This window comes from Mesorhizobium sp. M1A.F.Ca.IN.020.04.1.1 (assembly GCF_003997315.1).
In the GTDB taxonomy this organism is placed as follows: Bacteria; Pseudomonadota; Alphaproteobacteria; order Rhizobiales; family Rhizobiaceae; genus Mesorhizobium.
The window spans coordinates 1-20,126 of the sequence record NZ_RZSN01000046.1 but is presented as its reverse complement, the minus strand read 5'-3'; the positions used below and the strand labels follow the sequence as shown (position 1 = coordinate 20,126).

Below are 20,126 nucleotides of genomic sequence, written 5' to 3'. Positions count from 1 at the left end.
CCACTGCTATGGCTCAATTTTCACTCGCCGAGCTGGAAACGATAATTCATCAGCGCGCCCATTCCGGTGATCCGGAGTCATGGACGGCGAAATTGTTCGCCAAGGGCATGGACAAGGCGGCGCAGAAGCTCGGCGAGGAAGCGGTCGAGGCTGTGATCGCCGCCGTTCGCGGCGACCGGCAGGCCCTCGTTTCGGAAAGCGCCGATCTTCTATATCATTGGCTGGTCGTCCTCGCGATCGCGGGCATTCCGCTGGAGGACGTGCTGAAGGAGCTCGAGGGCCGCACCGGCCGCTCGGGCGTCGCTGAAAAGGCGTCCCGGCCCCGGGGCTGACCGCTAAAGACGGATAGAGCATGATGTCGTCCGAAAACCGCTCCACACTTTTCGGCATCATGCTCTAGGAGGGCAGGAGACTCGATGGACCAGCTTGCTCCGACCGAGAAATACTCCCCCTTTCGTTTCTTCTCGGCCGAGCAATGGTCGCAGTTCCGCGCCGACACGCCGCTCACGCTGACCGAGGACGAGATCGACCGGCTGCGTTCGCTCAATGACCCGGTCGACCTCGAAGAGGTCAAGCGCATCTACCTCTCGCTTTCCCGTCTGCTTTCGGCGCATGTCGAGGCGAGCCAGCTGCTGTTCAGGCAGCGCCAGGCCTTCTTCAACGCGCAGGACGTCGTCAAGACGCCGTTCATCATCGGCATCGCCGGCTCGGTCGCCGTCGGCAAATCGACCACCGCTCGCGTGCTTAAGGAATTGCTGGCGCGCTGGCCGTCGAGCCCGAAGGTCGATCTCATCACCACCGACGGCTTCCTCTTGCCGAACGAGATCCTGCGCCGCAACAATCTGATGGAGCGCAAGGGCTTTCCAGAAAGCTACGACGTCGGCGCCCTGCTCCGCTTCCTTTCCGGCATCAAGTCGGCGCAGCGCGATGTCCGGGCCCCGGTCTACTCGCACCTGACCTACGACGTCATTCCGGGCGAGTTCGTCACCATCGACAGGCCGGACATTTTGATCTTCGAAGGCATCAATGTTTTGCAGCCGGGCAAGCTGCCGAAGGACGGCAAGATCGTGCCGTTCCTGTCGGATTTCTTCGACTTCGCCATCTATATCGATGCCGACGAGAAGCTGATTCACCAGTGGTACACCCAGCGCTTCATGCGACTGCGCGAGACTGCCTTCCGCAACCCGGACTCCTTCTTCCACCGCTATTCGCAGCTGTCGGAGGATGCCGCCCGCGCCATCGCCGAGGGCCTGTGGAGCAACATCAACCTGAAGAATTTGCGCGAGAACATCCTGCCGACCAGGGCGCGCGCCGACCTCATCCTGCGCAAAGGCGCCAACCACCTGGTCGAAGAGGTGGCATTGCGGAAACTCTGATAGAATCCGGCGGACCGGCGCCTAAAGCGCATGGCCCTGGCGTCGATTCAGGCGACGCGCTTCCAAATTAGTCTTTGTTCTTAGTCGGCGGCAGCTTCGATAAGGAGCCGGGTCTCAGCAGACCGTAGCGGCCGCCGCCACGGGACGGTTGACGGCTCCGATCGGCATGTTCGGCACGAGGCGACGGTCCGCGGGGATCAGCTTGCGAGCGACGATGTAAATCACAGACACGACGATGACGGCGACATAGCTGTCTATTGCATAGTGCCATGCCAGATAGACCGAGCTGACAGCAACAAAGGCCACGTAGAGCAGAGCGAAGGCGCCGAGGAGGCGGCTGTATTCGCGCACGAACAATGCATTGAGCATTGCAAGGCCGACGTGAACGCTGGGAAACGCCGAGATACCCGTGGCAAAACCGGTCTGCTTGGCCTCATACAGCGACCATAGATACTGCTGGTAGGCGGCCGCGGAGTTGCTTGACCCAGCCCCGCGGGCCAGGAATGCAAGCTGTTCACCAAATCGCGCCGTGTCTCCCGTGACCGCGCCGTAAAATGCCGGACCCGCCGAGAGGAACAGCGCCGCCAGGATGTTCCCGACCAGGATCCAGACTGCCATAAAGCAGGCGAGATAGCGCGTTCGGACCGATGCCACCATGGGCGATGTCGCGACGAAGAACAAGCCGACGAAATTCAGCAGAAACCAGAAGACGTTGTAGTTCCATTCTATTATGGCGCGCACCAGATCACTTTCGGCCACGGAGTAGAGCCAGCGCCACGGATCGGCGCCCAAATGGAGGAAAGCGTCGATGTCGGCGTGCAGGACATCGAATTGAAAACCGCCTTGCCAGGCCGACATTCCGTTCTTCACGGACGTGAAATTGCCCTGAAAGATCATGAGCGCCATCAGAAGGCACAATCCCGATAGCGAATATGCCAACCGCCCGGTCGAAAACACTCTTTTCGCAACCAAACGTCGCCGGGAATTGAAGCGATGCATAATGAGAATTGCGTCGGCAAGGATTGCTATTGTGGGCAGTGCGAAGCCGTTGAGGGGAATCCAGGACCCGAAATATATCGAGAACGCGAGGCGGTCGGCGGCGCCAATCGCGTTCAGAAAGATCAGCCCGGCCAAAACATAAATGACGATGGCCAGATAGAGGCCCGAATCCCTGCGAACGAGTTGGGCTGCCTCCGTGACGATTGCCCACAGGCCGCGGAGGACCGAATAGCTTTGCGACATTGCCGAGCCCCAAGCTGCAATAGCTGCCCGTCTTTATGAGGAAAACTTCTAGATTTCGTTAGCTTGCGGGCACCGTTACCCGCCGCAGCGTCAGATTGATACGGCCGCCACTCCTCAACAGCGCCGAGGTCGCTGGGTAGATGCGGTCAACGCCGTGGAAACAGAGGCGTCCCTCCCCGCCAAGCACGACGACATCGCCGCTCTTCAGCCTGAACGACTTGGTGCCGCCTTCGCGCGTGGTGTGACCGACCCGAAATAGGCAGTCGTCGCCGAGCGACACCGAAACGACGGGTGCTGCGAAATCCTGCTCGTCGCGGTCCTGGTGCAGACCCATCTTGGCCTCGCTCGAATAGAAATTGACGAGGCAGGCTTCCGGCGCGTGCGAATAGGCCGACACCTCGCACCACACTTTTATCAGGGCTTCGGGGATCGGCGGCCAGGGCTCGCCTGTCACCGGGTGCATCGGCTGGTAGCGATAGCCGCGCTCGCGGTCGGTCACCCAACCGAGCGTCCCGCAATTGGTCATGCGCACGCTCATTTCCTTGCCGGTGCGCGGCATGGCAGGCACGTAAAGCGGCGCCGCCTGCACGACGCGCCTGATCTCCTCGACCAGCGCTTCCTGCTCCGTGCGCGACAGATAGCCCGGCATATGGCGAACGCCGTTGGGCAGAACGAGCATGGGATTCGATCCGATCAGTCCGTCCGAGCATGCCACCGGCAGAACGGCTTCGCGACCCGAAAGCGGCCGTCGTCGGATGTCGGCCCCTAGTCGCTTTCCACCCGGCCGCGCAGCTTCTTCACCGTCGAGCGCCCGGCCTTGGTCTTGAGGCGCCGCTCGACGGCGCCCTTCGAAGGCTTCGTCTTCTTGCGCGGCGGAGGCGGCGGCTCGGCCGCCTTGGCGACCAGTGCCGTCAACCTGGCTCGCGCGTCGGCGCGATTCTGTTCCTGAGTGCGGAAGCGCCCGGCCTCGATGACGATGACGCCATCCTTGGTTGCGCGCTGGCCGGCGAGCTTGATGGCGCGCTCCCGCACCCGCTCCGACAGGCCCGGCGCATTGGCGGCGTCGAAGCGCAGCTGGACGGCGGTCGCTACCTTGTTGACGTTCTGGCCGCCCGGGCCGGAAGAGCGGATGAAATCCTCGTGCAGGTCGTCCGGATGGATGACCGCGTCACTGGCGATGATGATCCTGTCGTCGGCATTCATGCGCACAGTCATGGCGCGGCGGCGGGAAAAAGAAAAGGCCCGGCCAAAGCCGGGCCCTGGAGGAAGATGTTGGAGCGGCAGCTATTCCGCCGCCTCCTGCAGGCGCGGCGCGGCGCCGCGGATGGCCGCGTCGACATGTGTTTCGAATTTCTCGAAGTTGGCGGCGAACATGTTGACCAGCTTGGAGGCCTGCCTGTCATAGGCCGCCTTGTCGGCCCAGGTCGAGCGCGGATCGAGAATGGCGCCGTCGACGCCCGGCACCGCCACCGGCACCTCGAAGCCGAAATTGGCATCGGTGCGGAATTCGGCGGCATTGAGCGAGCCGTCGAGCGCCGCGCCGAGCAGGGCGCGCGTCACCTTGATCGGCATGCGACGGCCGGTGCCATAGGCGCCGCCGGTCCAGCCGGTGTTGACCAGCCAGCAATCAACGCCATGGCCGGCGATCAGCTCGCGCAGCAGATTGCCGTATTCTGACGGATGGCGCGGCATGAAGGGCGCGCCGAAGCAGGTCGAGAAGGTCGCCTCGGGCTCAGTTATGCCCTTTTCGGTTCCGGCGACCTTGGCGGTATAGCCGGAGAGGAAGTGATACATCGCCTGCGCCGGCGTCAGCCGGGCGATCGGCGGCATGACGCCGAAGGCGTCGGCCGTCAGCATGATGATGTTCTTCGGATGGCCGGCGCGGCCGGTCCTCGAGGCATTGGGAATGTAGTCCAGCGGATAGGCGCAGCGCGTGTTCTCGGTGAGGCTGCCGTCGTCGAAGTCCGGCACGCGGGCGGCGTCGAGAATCACATTCTCCAGCACCGTCCCGAAGCGCTGCGTGGTGGCGAATATCTCGGGCTCCGCCTCGGCCGACAGCCTGATCGTCTTGGCGTAGCAGCCGCCTTCGAAGTTGAAGATGCCGTGCGGCCCCCAGCCGTGCTCGTCGTCGCCGATCAGCGTGCGCGATGGATCGGCCGACAGTGTCGTCTTGCCTGTGCCGGAAAGGCCGAAGAAGACGGCCGCGTCGCCGGCGGGTCCTTCGTTGGCCGAGCAATGCATCGGCATGACGCCTTTTTGCGGCAGCAGGTAGTTCAGCACGGTGAATACCGATTTCTTCATCTCGCCTGCATAGGACGTGCCGCCGATCAGCACGATCTTGCGGGTGAGGTCGACCGCGATAACCGTCGCCGCGCGGGTGCCGTGGCGGGCCGGGTCGGCGCGGAAGGACGGCAGGTCGATGATCGTCATCTGCGGCACGAAGCGGTCGAGCTCGGCGGCTTGCGGGCGGATCAGGAGATTGCGGATGAAGAGCGAGTGCCAGGCGAATTCCGTCACGACGCGAACCGGCAGCTGGAACTCGGCGTCGGCGCCGCCGACGAGATCCTGCACATAGAGATCCTTGGCCGCAGCATGGGCGCGGAAATCGGCGAGGAGCGTCTCGAACTGCGCCGGCGAGATCGCCTTGTTGTTTTCCCACCAGACATGCGGGGCGGTGCTGTCGTCACGCACGACGAACTTGTCCTTCGGCGAGCGTCCGGTGTGCTGGCCGGTCTCGGCAACCAGCGCGCCCTGCGCCGTCAATTTCGCCTCGCCGCGGCGGATCGCTTCCTCATAGAGCTCGGCAGCGCCGAAATTATATCGCACCGTGCCCGTGGTCCTCAGGCCGATCGCGTCAATGGCGCAGTCGGGGTTGCGTTTGCCGGCTTCCGACATCAAATTTCCTCTCCGGATTTTGGCCGCGATGACCGGTCATTGCCGGAACGCGCAAGGGACTAGTTAGGGTCAGAACCAGAAAAGGCGAATGATATCAAATCATTAATCGATTTAAAAATTTTGAAAGTTGTTTAAATCGTTTATATGTGCAAAAAATCACAGTGGTTGCCCAAAGGATTGGCAGGCTTCGTTCGTCCAATCCGGTTATGGGTGCGATCGTGTGTAGCGGCAGGCCGCCCGTGACTTCGGACAAGGCCCGTGCCACATTTTGTACCCAATTTGTCCTGCAAAAGCCCTTTCTCGACGACAGAAGGGACAGCTCATGAGGGAGCCGCTTGAAATGGCAACAATCGCGCTTGTCGACGACGACCGAAATATTTTGACTTCGGTGTCGATCGCGCTCGAATCCGAGGGCTACCGCGTCGAGACCTACACCGACGGCGCGTCGGCACTCGAAGGCCTGGCGGCGCGGCCGCCCAACCTCGCCATCCTCGACATCAAGATGCCGCGCATGGACGGCATGGAGCTGTTGCGCCGGATGCGGCAAAAATCCGACTTGCCGGTGATCTTCCTGACCTCGAAGGACGACGAGATCGACGAATTGTTCGGCCTCAAGATGGGGGCCGACGACTTCATCCGCAAACCGTTCTCGCAGCGCTTGCTCGTCGAGCGGGTGCGCGCGGTGCTGCGCCGCACCAGCGCCCGCGAGGCGGCCGCCAAGGCGCCCAGCCAGCAGGCGCGCTCGCTCGAGCGCGGCCAACTGGTGATGGACCAGGAGCGGCACACCTGCACCTGGAAGGGCGAGCCGGTGACGCTGACGGTAACCGAGTTCCTGATCCTGCATTCGCTTGCGCAGCGCCCCGGCGTCGTAAAAAGCCGTGATGCGCTGATGGACTCGGCCTATGATGAGCAGGTCTATGTCGACGACCGCACCATCGACAGCCACATCAAGCGGCTGCGCAAGAAGTTCAAGGCCGTCGATGACGACTTCGAGATGATCGAAACCCTCTACGGAGTCGGGTACCGGTTTCGGGAAGCTTGATATAGTGAATAGTCAATGGTGAATGGTGGATGGTGCGAGCGGCCCACTGGGCTCTATCTAAGCGCCCCATTTTTCCATTCACCATGCACCATTCACCGGACAGGGACTGCTAGTTGATGGCAGTGGAGGCAGAGCGAGGCAGGCGGGCGGGCGCGGCGAAGCGCCCGTCGCGTATCGTGCCTGCATTCCTGTCGAAGATCACGGTGCCGATGCGCCGCTTCCTCGGCCACCACATCTTCTCCAGCCTGACGCGGCGCATCCTGTTTCTCAACCTAGCCGGCCTCGCCGTGCTGGTCACGGGCATCCTCTATCTCAACACCTTCCGCGACGGACTGATCGACGCCCGCGTCGAAAGCCTGATGACGCAAGGCGAGATCATCGCTGGCGCCATCGCGGCCTCGGCGACGGTCGAGACCGACTCGATCAGCATCGATCCGGAAAAGCTGCTCGAGCTGCAGGCCGGCGAAAGCCTGGGGCCAGGCTCCGACCAGCTCGACAATCTCGACTTCCCGATCAATCCCGAGCGCGTGGCGCCGGTGCTGCGGCGGCTGATCTCGCCGACCCGCACGCGCGCCCGCATCTACGACCGCGACGCGAACCTGCTGCTCGATTCGCGGCATCTCTATTCGCGCGGCCAGATCCTGCGCTACGACCTCCCGCCTGTCGACGACGAGCAGCCCGGCCTTTTGGAGCGCGTCGAGAAATTCGTCTTCGACTTCTTCCGCAACAAGGACCTGCCCGTCTATCACGAACAGCCCGGCGGCAATGGCGCGGCCTTCCCCGAAGTGGTCAAGGCGCTGACCGGCAGTCCCTCGACCATCGTGCGGGTAAGCGAGCAGGGCGAACAGATCGTCTCGGTAGCGGTGCCGATCCAGCGCTTCCGCGCCGTGCTCGGGGTCTTGATGCTGTCCACCGAAGGCGGCGACATCGACAAGATCGTCGCGGCCGAACGCAAGGCGATCCTGCGCGTGTTCGGCATCGCGGCGCTCGTCACGGCCATCCTCTCGCTGCTGTTGGCCTCCACGATCGCCAATCCGCTGCGGCGGCTGTCGGCTGCTGCCGTACGGGTGCGGCGCGGCGTCAAGAACCGCGAGGAGATCCCTGACTTCTCCGACCGTCAAGACGAGATCGGCAATCTGTCGATCGCGGTGCGCGACATGACAAACGCGCTCTATGCGCGCATCGAGGCGATCGAAAGCTTCGCTGCCGATGTCTCGCACGAGCTCAAGAATCCGCTGACCTCGCTGCGCAGCGCGGTCGAAACGCTGCCTCTGGCCAAGAACGACACCTCACGCGAGCGTTTGATGGAAATCATCCAGCACGACGTGAAGCGGCTCGACCGGCTGATCACCGACATTTCCGATGCCTCGCGGCTCGATGCCGAATTGGCGCGCGAGGATGCCTCGACGGTCGACCTGAAGAAGTTCATCACCGATCTTGTCGCGGTCTCGCGCGAGACGACGCGCAACAAGAAGTCGGTCGAGATCGAGCTCAAGGTCGCCAAGCTGCCGCAGGGCGTCAAAGGCTATGTCGTCGTCGGCCATGATCTGAGGATCGGCCAGGTCATCACCAACCTGATCGAGAACGCGCGTTCCTTCGTTCCCGAGGAACACGGCCATATCACCATCTCGCTGGCGCGCGCCGGCAAGTTCAACATCGTCACCGTCGACGACAACGGTCCGGGCATCAGAGCCGAAAAGATCGATCGCATCTTCGAGCGCTTCTATACCGACCGGCCCGCCGGCGAGGCCTTCGGCCAGAACTCCGGCCTGGGCCTGTCGATCAGCCGCCAGATCGTCGAAGCGCATGGCGGCACGCTGACGGCGGAAAACATCCCCGGCACCAAGCCGGGCGAGATCAAGGGCGCGCGCTTCGTGGTGACCCTGCCGGCCGAAGGCTGATCTCCGTTCCCAGACAGAAACGATCATGTCCGATCCTGCCGTGAAGTCCGAAAATATCCACGCAACGGCGATCCTGATCGGCGATCGCGGCGTCCTCATCACCGGGCCGTCCGGCGCCGGCAAGACGACGCTGGCGCTGACGCTCATCGATCATTGCCGGGTGCGCGGGCTGTTTTCGCGACTGATCGGCGACGACAGGCTGCTTGCCGCCCCGCGTCACGGGCGGCTGGTCTGCCGGGCGCCGGCCACCATCGCCGGTCTCGCCGAAGTGCCCGGCTTCATTCCGAGCCCGCTGCCGTTCGAGCCGGGCGGCGTGATCGACCTGCACGTCCGGCTGGTGCCGAAAGAGGAAATGGCCCGCTTCCAGGAACAAATCAGCGAGCCGGTCGCGGGCTGCCTGGTGCCGCGCATCGATCTTGCGGAGCGCAATGTTGTCACAGGCGTGCCGGCCGTGATGGCGCGGCTGTCGATAGCGCCTTTTTCATGATCCAGGTCCGGATTTTTTGCTGCAATGCGTCAAAATGGACCGGGCCGTCGCAATTTTGGGCTTGTCAACCGGCCGTGCGTCGACAAGATAGCGCTCCCGCCGCCTGGAATGGTTGGCGAACATAAAATACGCCAGTAAAGCGGCGATGACGGGAGCCACCAAAGAATGATCGGACTCGTGCTCGTGACGCACGGTCAACTCGCCGCCGAGTTCCGGCATGCCGTCGAACACGTGGTGGGGCCACAGGACAATTTCGAAACGGTCGCGATCGGCGCCGACGACGACATGGAGAAACGCCGGGCCGACATCGTCGACGCGGTGGCACGCGTCGACACCGGGGCCGGCGTCATCGTGCTCACCGACATGTTCGGCGGCACGCCTTCCAACCTCGCCATCTCGGTGATGGAATCGGGCCGCACCGAGGTCATCGCCGGCATGAACCTGCCGATGCTGATCAAGCTCTCCTCGGTCCGCAAAGGCGACAACATGGCCGCCGCGCTCGACGAGGCGCAGGCCGCAGGGCGCAAGTACATCAACGTCGCCAGCCAGCTTCTGAGCAGCAAATGAACGCCCATGCGCCGGAAAAAGACGAGGTTGTGCGTGAGTTCCCGATCGTCAACCAGCGCGGCCTGCATGCCCGCGCCTCGGCCAAGTTCGTCCAGGTCGCCAGCGGCTTCGACGCAACCATCCATGTCGAGAAGGACGGCGTGAAGGTCGGCGGCACCTCGATCATGGGCCTGATGATGCTGGCGGCAAGCCCCGGCTACTCGATCCGCGTCACCGCCACCGGTCCGCAAGCCGGTCCGGCCATGGACGCGCTGGAGCAATTGGTCGCCTCGCGCTTCGGCGAGGAAATCTGAAGGCCGCCGATCGCTGCTCGCATTGTCTCGAAAGACATGCACGAATAAAGATTTCTTTATATCCCATTGTCGTTTGGCAGCCGATCTGCTAGTCAGGCCGGCAATCCGCGCCCTCCATGCGCCGTCCCGGCGCCGGCGCGCTTTTGAAGACAATCACACCGGAGCACTGCCATGACGGGTAGCAAGGACTATGTGGTCGCCGACATTTCGCTTGCCGGCTGGGGCCGCAAGGAGATCGAGATCGCCGAAACCGAGATGCCGGGCCTGATGGCCTGCCGCGAGGAATTCGGCGACAAGAAGCCGCTCAAGGGCGCGCGCATCACCGGCTCGCTGCATATGACGATCCAGACCGCGGTGCTGATCGAGACGCTGAGAGCGCTGGGCGCCGATATACGCTGGGCCTCCTGCAACATCTTCTCCACCCAGGATCACGCCGCCGCGGCGATCGCCGAGGCCGGCATTCCGGTCTTCGCCATCAAGGGCGAGTCGCTGGAGGACTACTGGGATTACACCGACCGGATCTTCCAGTGGGCCGACGGCGGCACGTCCAACATGATCCTCGACGACGGCGGCGACGCCACCATGTACATCCTGCTCGGCGCGCGCGCCGAGGCGGGTGAGGACGTGCTGTCCAGTCCCGGCAGCGAAGAGGAAGAGATCCTGTTCGCCCAGATCAAGAAGCGCATGAAGGCTTCGCCGGGCTTCTTCGCCAAGCAGAAGGAAGCGATCCGCGGCGTCACCGAGGAGACGACCACCGGCGTCAACCGCCTCTACCAGCTGCAGAAGAAAGGCCTGCTGCCCTTCCCGGCGATCAACGTCAACGACTCCGTCACCAAGTCGAAGTTCGACAATAAATACGGCTGCAAGGAATCGCTGGTCGACGGCATCCGCCGCGGCACGGACACGATGATGGCCGGCAAGGTCGCGGTCGTCTGCGGCTATGGCGACGTCGGCAAGGGCTCGTCGGCCTCGCTGCGCGGCGCCGGCGCTCGCGTCAAGGTGACCGAGGTAGACCCGATCTGCGCGCTGCAGGCGGCGATGGACGGCTACGAAGTGGTCACGCTGGAAGACGCAGCCCCCACCGCCGACATCGTCATCACCACCACCGGCAACAAGGACGTCGTCACGCTCGACCATATGCGGGCGATGAAGGACATGGTGATCGTCGGCAACATCGGCCACTTCGACAACGAGATCCAGGTGGCGTCTCTGCGCAACCTGAAATGGACCAACGTCAAGCCGCAGGTGGACATGATCACCTTCCCGGACGGCAAGCGGATGATCCTTCTGTCCGAAGGCCGCCTGCTCAACCTGGGCAACGCCACGGGCCATCCGAGCTTCGTCATGTCGGCTTCGTTCACCAACCAGGTGCTGGCTCAGATCGAGCTCTTCACCAAGCACGGCCAGTACCAGAACCAGGTCTATGTGCTGCCCAAGCACCTCGATGAGAAGGTGGCGCGGCTGCATCTCGACAAGCTTGGCGCGCGCCTCACCGAGCTCTCTTCCGAGCAGGCGGCCTATATCGGCGTGACGCCGCAGGGCCCGTTCAAGCCTGAGCACTACCGCTATTAACCAAAACGAAAATATCTACAACATATTGAAGCCGGGTGTTGACTTTCTGCCCGGCTTCATTTTTTGCACCTGTGATTCTTCACGCCGATTCCGGCAGGCGTTATTGTTGTGATTCGCGGTCCGGGGACAGTTGGGCCGGGGACGCATTCAGGGCGGTCTTGCATTCAAGCGGCGAAGAGGACCAAGACATGCCGGGGGATAACCCGCCACGCGCGGGAAAGGCCGTTTCCGGCGGCCACGAGGATTCGATCACGAGCGGCTCCGCCGCGGCGGGCGGAGCTCTCTCATGGCGTGCCGGCGCCCGTCTCGGCACGCTCCTTGCCACCGCCATGTCTGCCGCCCCATTGCTTAGCATTGCGGCGCATGCCGATACCGGCGTGGCCGCGGCGGTCAGCACGGTCGAGGTGATGCAACTTGCGATGTTTGCCGGCGTCATGGGGGCAGCCCTTGTCTCGGCCATCTTCCTGATCCGCGAGCGGGCACGGACGGCGTCGCAAAATGTCCAGCTCAGGGCGCGAATCGCCGACGTCAACGCGGCCCTGCAGCGCTCCGAGGCGCTGCTCAATTTGCGCGACCAGCGCGTCGTCGTGTGGAGTTCCGAGATCAAGAAACCGGAGCTGATCGGCAGCCTGCCGCTCGAAAGCGGCGCACCGGACGAGCGGTCCGCCTTCCTCGCTTTCGGCCGCTGGCTGATGCCGCGCTCCGCCGCGGCGCTCGAGAACGCCATAGCGGCGCTGCGCGACCAAGCGAAAACTTTCGATCTCGTAATCGAAACGCAAGCGGGCATGCCGCTGGAGGTGCATGGCCGCAAGAGCGCCGCGCATGTCTTGGTCCGCTTCATATCGCTGTCGGAAACGCTGCGCAGCCAGGCCCGGCTGAAGGTCGAGAATCAGCGGCTCAGCGCCGACTACGATACCATGCTCGGCTTGCTCGACGCGCTGAAGATGCCGACATGGCTGCGGGCGGCCGACGGGCGGCTGAAATGGGTCAACCGCGCCTATGCCGAGGCGGTCGAAGCGGAAAGCGCGGAGGCCGCCGTGCGCGAAGCCAAGGAGTTCCTCGGCGGACAGGCGCGCGAGCAGATTGCCGAACAGCACAAGTCGCGCCCCGTCTTCGAGCAGACATTGTCGACGGTCATCGAGGGTGATCGCCACATGTTTTCGGTCACCGACTTTGCGAGCGCCGACGGCTCGGCGGGGCTCGCCTGCGACATCAGCGCGATCGAGACGATCCGCGCCGAATATGAGCGCACCGTGCGCAGCCATGCCGACACGCTCGACCAGCTCAACACGGCGGTGGCGATCTTCGATACCGACGAAAACCTGCGCTTTTTCAACCAGGCATTCCAGAAACTGTGGGGCCTGGACGGCGGCTTTCTGCACAGCGCCCCCTCCAACGCGCTGCTGCTCGACCGGCTGCGCAGCGAAGGCAAGATCGCCGAACAGCCGGAATGGCGGCGCTGGAAGGAGAACCTGCTCGGCGCCTATCGCGCCGTCGAATCGCAGGAGCATTGGTGGCACCTGCCGGACGGCAAGACGATCCGCGTGGTGGCCAACCCGCAGCCCAAGGGCGGCGTCACCTGGGTGTTCGAGAATCTGACCGAGAAGATGGACCTCGAAAGCCGCTACCAGACCGCTGTGCGTGTGCAAGGCGAGACGCTGGACAATCTGGCGGAGGGCGTGGCGGTGTTCGGCCCGGACGGACGGCTGCGCCTGTCCAACCCCGCCTTTATCGCGCTGTGGGGGCTGGCGCCGGACGCGATCAAGGCTAACGTGCATGTCTCGGCGATCCGCGATCTTTGCGACCAACGCGCGGCAGACAGTCCGTGGGGCGGCTTCGTCGCCGCCATCACCGGCTTCGACGACGAACGCCGCGACCGCCACGGCCAGGCGGAACTCGTCAACGGCACGGTGCTGAGCTATGCCGTGATCCACCTGCCCAACGGGCAAGTGATGATGACCTTTGTCGACGTCACCGACACCGTCAATGTCGAGCGGGCGCTGAAGGACAGGAACGAGGCGCTGGAGAAGTCAGACCAGTTGAAGAACGAGTTCGTGCAGCACGTCTCCTACGAACTGCGCTCGCCGCTGACCAACATCATCGGCTTCACCGAACTGCTGTCGCTGCCGACGACGGGACCGCTGACGCCGAAGCAGCGCGAATATGTCGAGCATGTCGGCTCGTCGTCCTCGGTCCTGCTCACCATCGTCAACGACATACTGGATCTCGCGACGGTCGATGCCGGCATCATGCAGCTCGACATTTCCGAGATGAGCATCGACAGGACGATCGCTGCGGCCGCCGAGCTGGTCGCGGACCGGCTGGAGGAGCATCAGATCAAGCTCAAGGTCGACGCTGCATCGGCGCCGAAGAGCTTCCACGGCGACGAGATCCGGGTCCGCCAGATCCTCTACAATCTCTTGAGCAATGCCGCAAATTATGCGCCAGCGGCGAGCACGATCACGCTCGCTTGCCGTCAAATGGCAGACGGCGTCGAATTCTCGGTGCATGACGACGGGCCGGGCATGCCGCCGGACGTGCTGGAATCGGTCTTCCGACGCTTCGAGCCGCGCGCCAATGGCGGCCGCCGACGCGGCGCCGGGTTGGGACTGTCGATCGTCAAGAGCTTCGTTGAATTGCACGGCGGAACGGTGCGTATAGAGACCGGAGCGGACAAGGGCACGACCGTGATCTGCACCTTCCCGGAGACGCCCTCCGGCGGCATCCGCGAAGCGGCCGAGTAACGCGCTTTGGCAGAAACGGTGTTGGAACGATTTCTCGCCGACGAGGCGGCGACCGCAAGGCTTGGCGAAGACCTTGCCATGGCGCTGCGGGCTGGCGACGCAATTGCGCTGAAAGGCGATCTCGGCGCCGGCAAGTCGACGCTCGCCCGCGCGCTCATCCGGGCGCTTGCCGACGACGCCGGCCTCGAAGTGCCGAGCCCGACCTTCACGCTGGTGCAGAGCTACGAGACGCGGATACCCGTGCACCATTTCGACCTCTACCGCCTGTCCTCGCCGGACGAGCTCGACGAGCTCGGCCTCGACGACGCGCTGGCGCAGGGCGCGGCACTGATCGAATGGCCGGACCGAGCCGGCGACCAGCTGCCGGCAAATGCGCTCCAGGTCGAGCTTATCGAGCAGGGCGCGGGCCGGTCGGCAAGGATCTCCGGACAGGGAGCCGCCTTCGAGCGCGCGGCGCGCTCGCTGGCCATGCGTGATTTCCTGGCCTCGGCCGGCTGGGGCGAAGCGAGCCGCCGTCATTTCGTCGGCGACGCGTCCGCCCGTTCCTACGAGATCGCCTCGCTTCCCGGCGGGGCGCCGCGGGTGCTGATGAACTCGCCGCGCCTGGTGCTCGGACCGCCGGTGCGCGACGGCAAGCCTTACGCCGTGATCGCTCACACCGCACAGTCGGTCGCCGCCTTCGTCGCCATCGACCGGGCGCTTCTCGCCGCCGGCGTCAGCGTGCCGCTTATCCATGCGCAGGACCTCGATCAGGGCTTTCTGCTGCTCGAACATCTCGGCTCGGAAGGATTTTTGGGCGGCGACGGCCAGCCGATCGTCGAGCGCTATGAGGCAGCGGCGGAGCTGCTCGCCATGATGCATGGCAAGGCCTGGCCGGACCGCATGGAGGCCGCGCCGGGCGTATACCACGGCGTTCCGCCCTTTGACCGCGAGGCGATGCTGATCGAGGCCGACCTTCTGGTCGATTGGTATGTGCCGATGGTCACCGGCGAGCCGGCAAGCGATGCATTGCGGGCCGGCTATCATAACGCATGGAATGCGGTGCTCGACCGGCTCGAGGGCCAGGAATACACGCTGATGCTGCGCGACTTCCATTCGCCCAACATCATCTGGCGGGCAGAGCGTTCCGGCCTCGATCGGCTCGGCATCGTCGACGTGCAGGACGCACTGATCGGCCCGGCGGCTTACGACGTCGCCTCTTTGGCCATGGATGCGCGTGTCACCGTCTCGACCGAGATCGAGCGGCGGACGGTCGAAGCCTATGTCGCGGCGCGGCGTTCGGCCGGCGCCTTCGACGAAGCCGGCTTCGCCGAGGCCTATGCGATCATGGCGGCGCAGCGCAATTCGAAGATCCTGGGCATCTTCGTGCGGCTCGAAAAGCGCGACGGCAAGCCCTACTATCTGAAGCACCTGCCGCGCATTCGCGACTATCTGAGGCGGGCGCTGGCGCACCCGGCGCTTGCCGGCCTGAAGGAATTTTACATGGCCCACGGCCTGCTCGAGGAGCGCTCGCCATGAAGCCGAAGACCGCGATGGTGCTTGCGGCCGGTCTCGGCAAGCGCATGCGGCCGATCACCGACACGATGCCGAAGCCGCTGGTGAAGATCGCCGGCAAGGCCTTGCTCGACTGGGGGTTGGACAGCCTGGAAGCCGCCGGCGTCGCCAGCGCCGTCGTCAACGTTCACTACCTGCCGGAGCAGATCATCGCCCATGTCGCCGGCCGCCGGGCGCCGAAGATCGACATTTCCGACGAGCGAGCGGGCCTGCTGGACTCGGCCGGCGGCATCGTCAAGGCGCTGCCGTTCCTGGGGGGCGAGCCTTTCTACATCATCAATGCCGATACGTTCTGGATCGACAGCGGCGAGCCCAGCCTCGAGCGCCTCGCCCTTGCATGGGACGCCGCTAGAATGGATATTCTGCTGATGCTCACCGATCTCGACTCAGCGATCGGACACTGCGTCGGCACCGACTTCCTCGTGGCGCCGGACGGCGCGCTGCACCGGTCCAAAGGCGACCCTGCCGGCTTGATTTATGCCGGTGCCGCGATCATCCATCCGCGCATCTTCAAGGATGCGCCCGAAGGCCCGCATTCGATCAACGCCTATTTCGACAAGGCAATCGCCGCCGGCCGCCTGTTCGGCATGAAGATGAGAGGCCGCTGGATCACCGTCGGGACGCCGGATGCCATTCCGGCGGCCGAAGCGGCGGTCACCGGCGCGCCCGCGACCGCATCGGCCCAAAAATCGGGTCCGATTTTTGGAAAGCACGATGCGTAGACTCAAAGAGTTAGATCGTCGTTTGTGCGCCCAAACGGGCGCACAAAGATCTAATGCGGTATGAGCGGCTCGCGCCGCGTCTTTTCCATCCCGTCCGGAGCGCCGTTCCTGCCGACGCTGGCGGAGGCGTTGCTCGAAGGCCGCCTGATCCCAACCTTCCGCTTCGACGGCGAGCCGCTGGCGCTGGCTGACGCGACTATCTATGTGCCGACGCGGCGCGCGGCGCGCGCCCTGCGCGGCGCCTTCGTCGACATGCTCGGCAGACGCTCGGCCATCTTGCCGACGGTGCGGCCGCTCGGCGAGTTCGACGAGGACGAGGCCGCCTTTGACGCCGAGGCGGCACCGGCAATAGACCTCGCACCGCCGATCGCCGCGCAGGAAAGGCTGCTGTTGCTGGCGCCGCTGGTGCGCGCCTGGAAGGAAAGCCTGCCGGCGCACGTCAGGGCGCGCTTCAACGAGGAGTTCGTTGTGCCGACCTCGGCCGCCGACGCCATTTGGCTTTCGCGCGACCTTGCCCGGCTGATGGACGAGATCGAGACCGAGGGAACGGATTGGGCGAAGCTCGCCACGCTGGTCACCGGCAACCTTGCGGGCTGGTGGCAGGTGACGCTCGATTTCCTCGGCATCGTCACCGACAACTGGCCGGAGTTGCTCAAAGAGCGTGACCGCTCTAATCCGGCCGCGCACCGCAGCGCGCTGATCCGGCTGGAAGCGGCGCGGCTGAAGCGCAGTCCGCCGACCGGACCGGTGATCGCCGCCGGTTCGACCGGCTCCATTCCAGCCACGGCCGAGTTGCTTGCCGTGATCGCCGGCTTGCCGAACGGCGCCGTCGTGCTGCCCGGGCTCGACCGTGAGCTCGACGACGCGTCCTTCGCGGCGATAACCGCGCCCGGCGCGCGGCCGGCAACACTTGGTCACCCACAATACGGCCTCGCCAAGCTGATCGGCAGCATTGGCATTGAGCGCCGCGATGTCGAGGAGATCGGCGCTGCATCACGACCGCTCGCATTACGCGCCGCCCTTGTCGGCGAGGCGCTGCGGCCGGCCGAGACCACCGAGCTTTGGACGGAGTCGCGGCCGCGTTTCTCGGTCAATGATGTCGAGCAGGCGCTGGCCGGCGTGACGCTGGTCGAGGCTGCAAATGAGCGCGACGAGGCGGCAGCGATTGCCATTGCGCTTAAGCGCGCAGTGGAAATGCCGGGCAAGCGCGCGGCACTCGTCACCGGCGACCGCGCCCTGGCGCGACGCGTCTCGGCCGAGCTGCTACGCTTCGGCGTCGTCGCTGACGATTCCGGCGGCACGCCGCTAGCCAACACGCCGGCCGCCAGCCTGCTCAGGCTGGCGCTAGGCGCAGCATTCCGGCCAGGCGATCCGGTGGGTCTATTGTCGCTACTCAAGCATCCGCTGCTTGGCCTCGGTCTCGAACGCCAGAGCGTGCGCAAGGCTGCCGAGCTGATCGAGCTGGTGGCGCTGCGCGGCGGCACCGGCCGGCCGGACGTCGCTTCCCTCGACGCGCTTTTCGAGACGCGGCTCGCGGGCCTTGGCGGCGACAGCCGTCAGCCCTTCTGGTTCCAGCGCCTCACGGTACGCGGTATCGAAGAGGCGCGGGCAGTGCTCAATCGCCTCACCGATGCGCTATCCCCGCTCACTGCGATGCGCGGCGAGAAGGATGCCGATATCGCGACATTGACGCGGGCGAGCGTCGTGGCGCTGGAAGGTCTCGGCCGCGCGGCCGATGACAGCCTGACCAGCCTCTATGCCGGCGACGCCGGCGAGAAGCTCGCCGCGCTTCTGCGCGGGCTGGTTGCCGTGTCATCGCCGTTTATGATCGGTGCGGGCGAATGGCCCGACGTGATGGAGGCGCTGATCGCGCCGGAAACGGTCAAGCCGGCGCAAGGCACCGACCGCAACATCGCCATCTGGGGAGCGCTGGAAGCTCGCCTGCAAAGCGTCGACACGCTGGTCATCGGCGGCCTCAATGAAGGGGTCTGGCCGCGCAAGCCCGAGAGCGACCGGTTCATGTCGCGGCTGATGAAGACCGGCATCGATCTCGAGCCGCCGGAGCGGCGCATCGGCCTTGCCGCGCATGATTTCCAGATTGCGATGGGTACTGAAACGGTGGTGCTGACGCGCTCGGCCCGATCCGGCGACGCGCCGGCGGTGCCGTCGCGCTGGTTGCAGCGCATCGTCACCTTCATCGGCAAGGACCAGGCGACGGCAGTTCGCCGGCGCGGCGACGCGCTGCTTGTCTGGGCGCGCGCGCTCGATGCCGGCGACAGGAAGGATTTCGCGTCCCGCCCACAGCCGAAGCCGCCGCTGCACCTGCGGCCACAGCATTTCTCGGTCACCGAGATCGAGACACTGCGCCGCGACCCCTATGCGATCTATGCCAGGCGGATTCTCGGCCTGATGCCGCTCGACCCGGTGATCCGCGACCCCGGCGCTGCCGAACGCGGCACGCTGTTCCACGAAATCCTGCATTTGTTCTCGCGAAGGATGGAGGATCCGAGGGCGCCGGGCGCGCTGGCAGCCCTCATCGAGGCCGGTCGCGCGTGCTTTGCCGACGCGGCACTTCCGCCCGATATCGAGGCGGTGTGGTGGCCGCGCTTCGAAAAGCTCGCGGAAAACATCATCGAATGGGAGCATACCCGCGCCGACGCCGTCGCCCGGCGCTATGCCGAGGAACGCGCCGAAAAGACCGTTATCGGCCGCACCGGCATCACGCTTTCGGGCTATGCCGACCGGGTCGACCTTCTCGCCGGCGGCATGGCCGACATCCTCGACTACAAGACCGGTTCCTCGCCTTCGAAGGCGCAGGCGCATACGCTTCTGTCGCCGCAGCTGGCACTCGAGGGCGCACTGCTTCGGCGGGGCGCCTTCAAGGAGCTCGGCATCTGCGAGCCCTCGCAGCTTGCCTTCGTGCGGCTGAAGCCGAACGGCGAGGTGTTCGAGGAATCGATCCTCGAATACAACCGCAAGCCGAAGACCGCCAACGAGCTTGCCGAGGAAGCGTGGGCGCGGCTGGAAAGGCTGCTGTTCCACTATGCTGACCCGACCACCGGCTATCTGTCACGCGCGCTGCCGTTCCGCGAAGGCGAGGCCGATGGCGACTACGACCATCTGGCGCGCGTGCTGGAATGGTCGGCCGGCGGCGCAAGCGAGGACGAGGCGGAAGGATGAGATATCCGATCCCCTCCGACACCGCCGCCAGCCAGGCGCGCGCTTCCGATCCGCAAAATTCCGCCTGGGTCTCGGCCAATGCCGGCTCGGGCAAGACCCATGTGCTGGCGCAACGCGTCATCCGGCTTCTGCTCAACGGCACCGATCCGTCGAAGATCCTGTGCCTGACCTACACGCGCGCCGCCGCCGCCAACATGTCGAACCGCGTGTTCTCGACGCTGTCGGAATGGACGGCGCTTCCCGACGCCGAGCTCGCGACACGCATAGCCGCGCTCGACGGGCGGTCGGCCGACCGCGATACGATGCGGCGCGCGCGCCGATTGTTTGCCGAGGCGCTGGAAACGCCGGGCGGCCTGAAAATTCAGACCATCCACGCCTTCTGCGAATCGGTGCTGCATCAGTTCCCGCTGGAAGCCAACATCCCGGCGCATTTCGAGATGCTCGACCCGCAGATGGAGGCCTCGCTTTTCGCGGATGCGCGACGCGACATGATCTCGGGTGCCGGCGCCGGTGTCGAAGGCCTGGCGGAAGCCTTTGCCACGGTGCTGGAG

At 64.7% G+C, this 20,126-nt stretch carries 17 protein-coding genes; 13 read left to right on the top strand and 4 right to left on the bottom strand.

Translation table 11 applies throughout. The features are described from left to right. The first annotated feature begins 8 nt into the window (after positions 1-8). A complete protein-coding gene (locus tag EOA49_RS12240) occupies positions 9-332 on the top strand; it encodes a phosphoribosyl-ATP diphosphatase (RefSeq protein ID WP_067323877.1) in 324 nt (107 codons plus the stop codon). Positions 333-416: 84 nt separating this feature from the next. Continuing rightward, a complete protein-coding gene (coaA, locus tag EOA49_RS12235) occupies positions 417-1,376 on the top strand; it encodes a type I pantothenate kinase (RefSeq protein WP_067002907.1) in 960 nt (319 codons plus the stop codon). A gap of 114 nt (positions 1,377-1,490) precedes the next feature. Here coaA and EOA49_RS12230 read toward each other — a convergent pair whose 3' ends face one another. From EOA49_RS12230 to EOA49_RS12215, 4 genes are all read right to left on the bottom strand, one after another. Next, entirely contained in the window at positions 1,491-2,618 is a 1,128-nt protein-coding gene (locus EOA49_RS12230) for a phosphatase PAP2 family protein (RefSeq protein ID WP_127239628.1), read from the bottom strand. Positions 2,619-2,676: 58 nt separating this feature from the next. Further along, entirely contained in the window at positions 2,677-3,297 is a 621-nt protein-coding gene (locus tag EOA49_RS12225) for an alpha-ketoglutarate-dependent dioxygenase AlkB (RefSeq protein ID WP_127239629.1), read from the bottom strand. An 86-nt stretch (positions 3,298-3,383) separates the two neighbouring features. Continuing rightward, on the bottom strand, positions 3,384-3,821 hold the full coding sequence (gene arfB, locus EOA49_RS12220) for an alternative ribosome rescue aminoacyl-tRNA hydrolase ArfB (protein ID WP_067002912.1): 438 nt from the start codon (positions 3,819-3,821) through the stop codon (positions 3,384-3,386). An 81-nt stretch (positions 3,822-3,902) separates the two neighbouring features. Further along, positions 3,903-5,513, bottom strand: a complete 1,611-nt coding sequence (locus EOA49_RS12215; RefSeq protein ID WP_127239630.1) for a phosphoenolpyruvate carboxykinase — start codon at positions 5,511-5,513, stop codon at positions 3,903-3,905. 340 nt (positions 5,514-5,853) lie between these two features. Here EOA49_RS12215 and EOA49_RS12210 point away from each other — a divergent pair, with 340 nt between their 5' ends. The 11 genes from EOA49_RS12210 to EOA49_RS12155 form a co-directional block, all read left to right on the top strand. Beyond that, on the top strand, positions 5,854-6,555 hold the full coding sequence (locus EOA49_RS12210) for a response regulator transcription factor (RefSeq protein ID WP_006201274.1): 702 nt from the start codon (positions 5,854-5,856) through the stop codon (positions 6,553-6,555). Positions 6,556-6,764: 209 nt separating this feature from the next. Further along, the gene (locus tag EOA49_RS12205) at positions 6,765-8,456 is read left to right on the top strand and encodes a sensor histidine kinase (RefSeq protein WP_245307515.1); all 1,692 of its coding nucleotides are present in this window, start codon (positions 6,765-6,767) and stop codon (positions 8,454-8,456) included. Positions 8,457-8,481: 25 nt separating this feature from the next. Further along, positions 8,482-8,943 carry an HPr kinase/phosphorylase gene (locus tag EOA49_RS12200; protein ID WP_127239632.1) on the top strand — a complete coding sequence of 154 codons (462 nt, stop codon included), beginning with the start codon at positions 8,482-8,484 and terminating at the stop codon, positions 8,941-8,943. 165 nt (positions 8,944-9,108) lie between these two features. Beyond that, positions 9,109-9,510 carry a PTS sugar transporter subunit IIA gene (locus EOA49_RS12190; protein ID WP_127239633.1) on the top strand — a complete coding sequence of 134 codons (402 nt, stop codon included), beginning with the start codon at positions 9,109-9,111 and terminating at the stop codon, positions 9,508-9,510. Beyond that, entirely contained in the window at positions 9,507-9,803 is a 297-nt protein-coding gene (locus EOA49_RS12185) for an HPr family phosphocarrier protein (RefSeq protein ID WP_067323867.1), read from the top strand. The genes EOA49_RS12190 and EOA49_RS12185 overlap by 4 nt, the downstream gene beginning before the upstream one ends. 171 nt (positions 9,804-9,974) lie before the next feature. After that, positions 9,975-11,375, top strand: a complete 1,401-nt coding sequence (ahcY, locus tag EOA49_RS12180; protein WP_127239634.1) for an adenosylhomocysteinase — start codon at positions 9,975-9,977, stop codon at positions 11,373-11,375. Positions 11,376-11,563: 188 nt separating this feature from the next. After that, positions 11,564-14,119, top strand: a complete 2,556-nt coding sequence (locus EOA49_RS12175; RefSeq protein ID WP_127239635.1) for a PAS domain-containing sensor histidine kinase — start codon at positions 11,564-11,566, stop codon at positions 14,117-14,119. Positions 14,120-14,125: 6 nt separating this feature from the next. Next, positions 14,126-15,637, top strand: a complete 1,512-nt coding sequence (gene tsaE, locus EOA49_RS12170; RefSeq protein ID WP_127239636.1) for a tRNA (adenosine(37)-N6)-threonylcarbamoyltransferase complex ATPase subunit type 1 TsaE — start codon at positions 14,126-14,128, stop codon at positions 15,635-15,637. Then, positions 15,634-16,395 (top strand): nucleotidyltransferase family protein, encoded by a 762-nt coding sequence (locus tag EOA49_RS12165; RefSeq protein WP_095799049.1) that lies wholly within the window; start codon positions 15,634-15,636, stop codon positions 16,393-16,395. The genes tsaE and EOA49_RS12165 overlap by 4 nt, the downstream gene beginning before the upstream one ends. 60 nt (positions 16,396-16,455) lie before the next feature. Continuing rightward, positions 16,456-19,575: a double-strand break repair protein AddB gene (gene addB / locus EOA49_RS12160; protein ID WP_127243171.1), complete on the top strand. Its 3,120-nt coding sequence runs from the start codon at positions 16,456-16,458 to the stop codon at positions 19,573-19,575. Further along, on the top strand, positions 19,572-20,126 hold a 555-nt coding region (locus EOA49_RS12155), incomplete at its 3' end, for a UvrD-helicase domain-containing protein (protein WP_164749215.1). The genes addB and EOA49_RS12155, both read left to right, overlap by 4 nt.

Coding starts and splice junctions, on each gene's coding strand:
- EOA49_RS12240 (WP_067323877.1), top strand. CDS start 9: ATGGCTCAATTTTCACTCGCCGAGCTGGAAACGATAATTCATCAGCGC.
- coaA (WP_067002907.1), top strand. CDS start 417: ATGGACCAGCTTGCTCCGACCGAGAAATACTCCCCCTTTCGTTTCTTC.
- EOA49_RS12230 (WP_127239628.1), bottom strand. CDS start 2,618: ATGTCGCAAAGCTATTCGGTCCTCCGCGGCCTGTGGGCAATCGTCACG.
- EOA49_RS12225 (WP_127239629.1), bottom strand. CDS start 3,297: ATGCTCGTTCTGCCCAACGGCGTTCGCCATATGCCGGGCTATCTGTCG.
- arfB (WP_067002912.1), bottom strand. CDS start 3,821: ATGAATGCCGACGACAGGATCATCATCGCCAGTGACGCGGTCATCCAT.
- EOA49_RS12215 (WP_127239630.1), bottom strand. CDS start 5,513: ATGTCGGAAGCCGGCAAACGCAACCCCGACTGCGCCATTGACGCGATC.
- EOA49_RS12210 (WP_006201274.1), top strand. CDS start 5,854: ATGGCAACAATCGCGCTTGTCGACGACGACCGAAATATTTTGACTTCG.
- EOA49_RS12205 (WP_245307515.1), top strand. CDS start 6,765: ATGCGCCGCTTCCTCGGCCACCACATCTTCTCCAGCCTGACGCGGCGC.
- EOA49_RS12200 (WP_127239632.1), top strand. CDS start 8,482: ATGTCCGATCCTGCCGTGAAGTCCGAAAATATCCACGCAACGGCGATC.
- EOA49_RS12190 (WP_127239633.1), top strand. CDS start 9,109: ATGATCGGACTCGTGCTCGTGACGCACGGTCAACTCGCCGCCGAGTTC.
- EOA49_RS12185 (WP_067323867.1), top strand. CDS start 9,507: ATGAACGCCCATGCGCCGGAAAAAGACGAGGTTGTGCGTGAGTTCCCG.
- ahcY (WP_127239634.1), top strand. CDS start 9,975: ATGACGGGTAGCAAGGACTATGTGGTCGCCGACATTTCGCTTGCCGGC.
- EOA49_RS12175 (WP_127239635.1), top strand. CDS start 11,564: ATGCCGGGGGATAACCCGCCACGCGCGGGAAAGGCCGTTTCCGGCGGC.
- EOA49_RS12165 (WP_095799049.1), top strand. CDS start 15,634: ATGAAGCCGAAGACCGCGATGGTGCTTGCGGCCGGTCTCGGCAAGCGC.
- addB (WP_127243171.1), top strand. CDS start 16,456: ATGAGCGGCTCGCGCCGCGTCTTTTCCATCCCGTCCGGAGCGCCGTTC.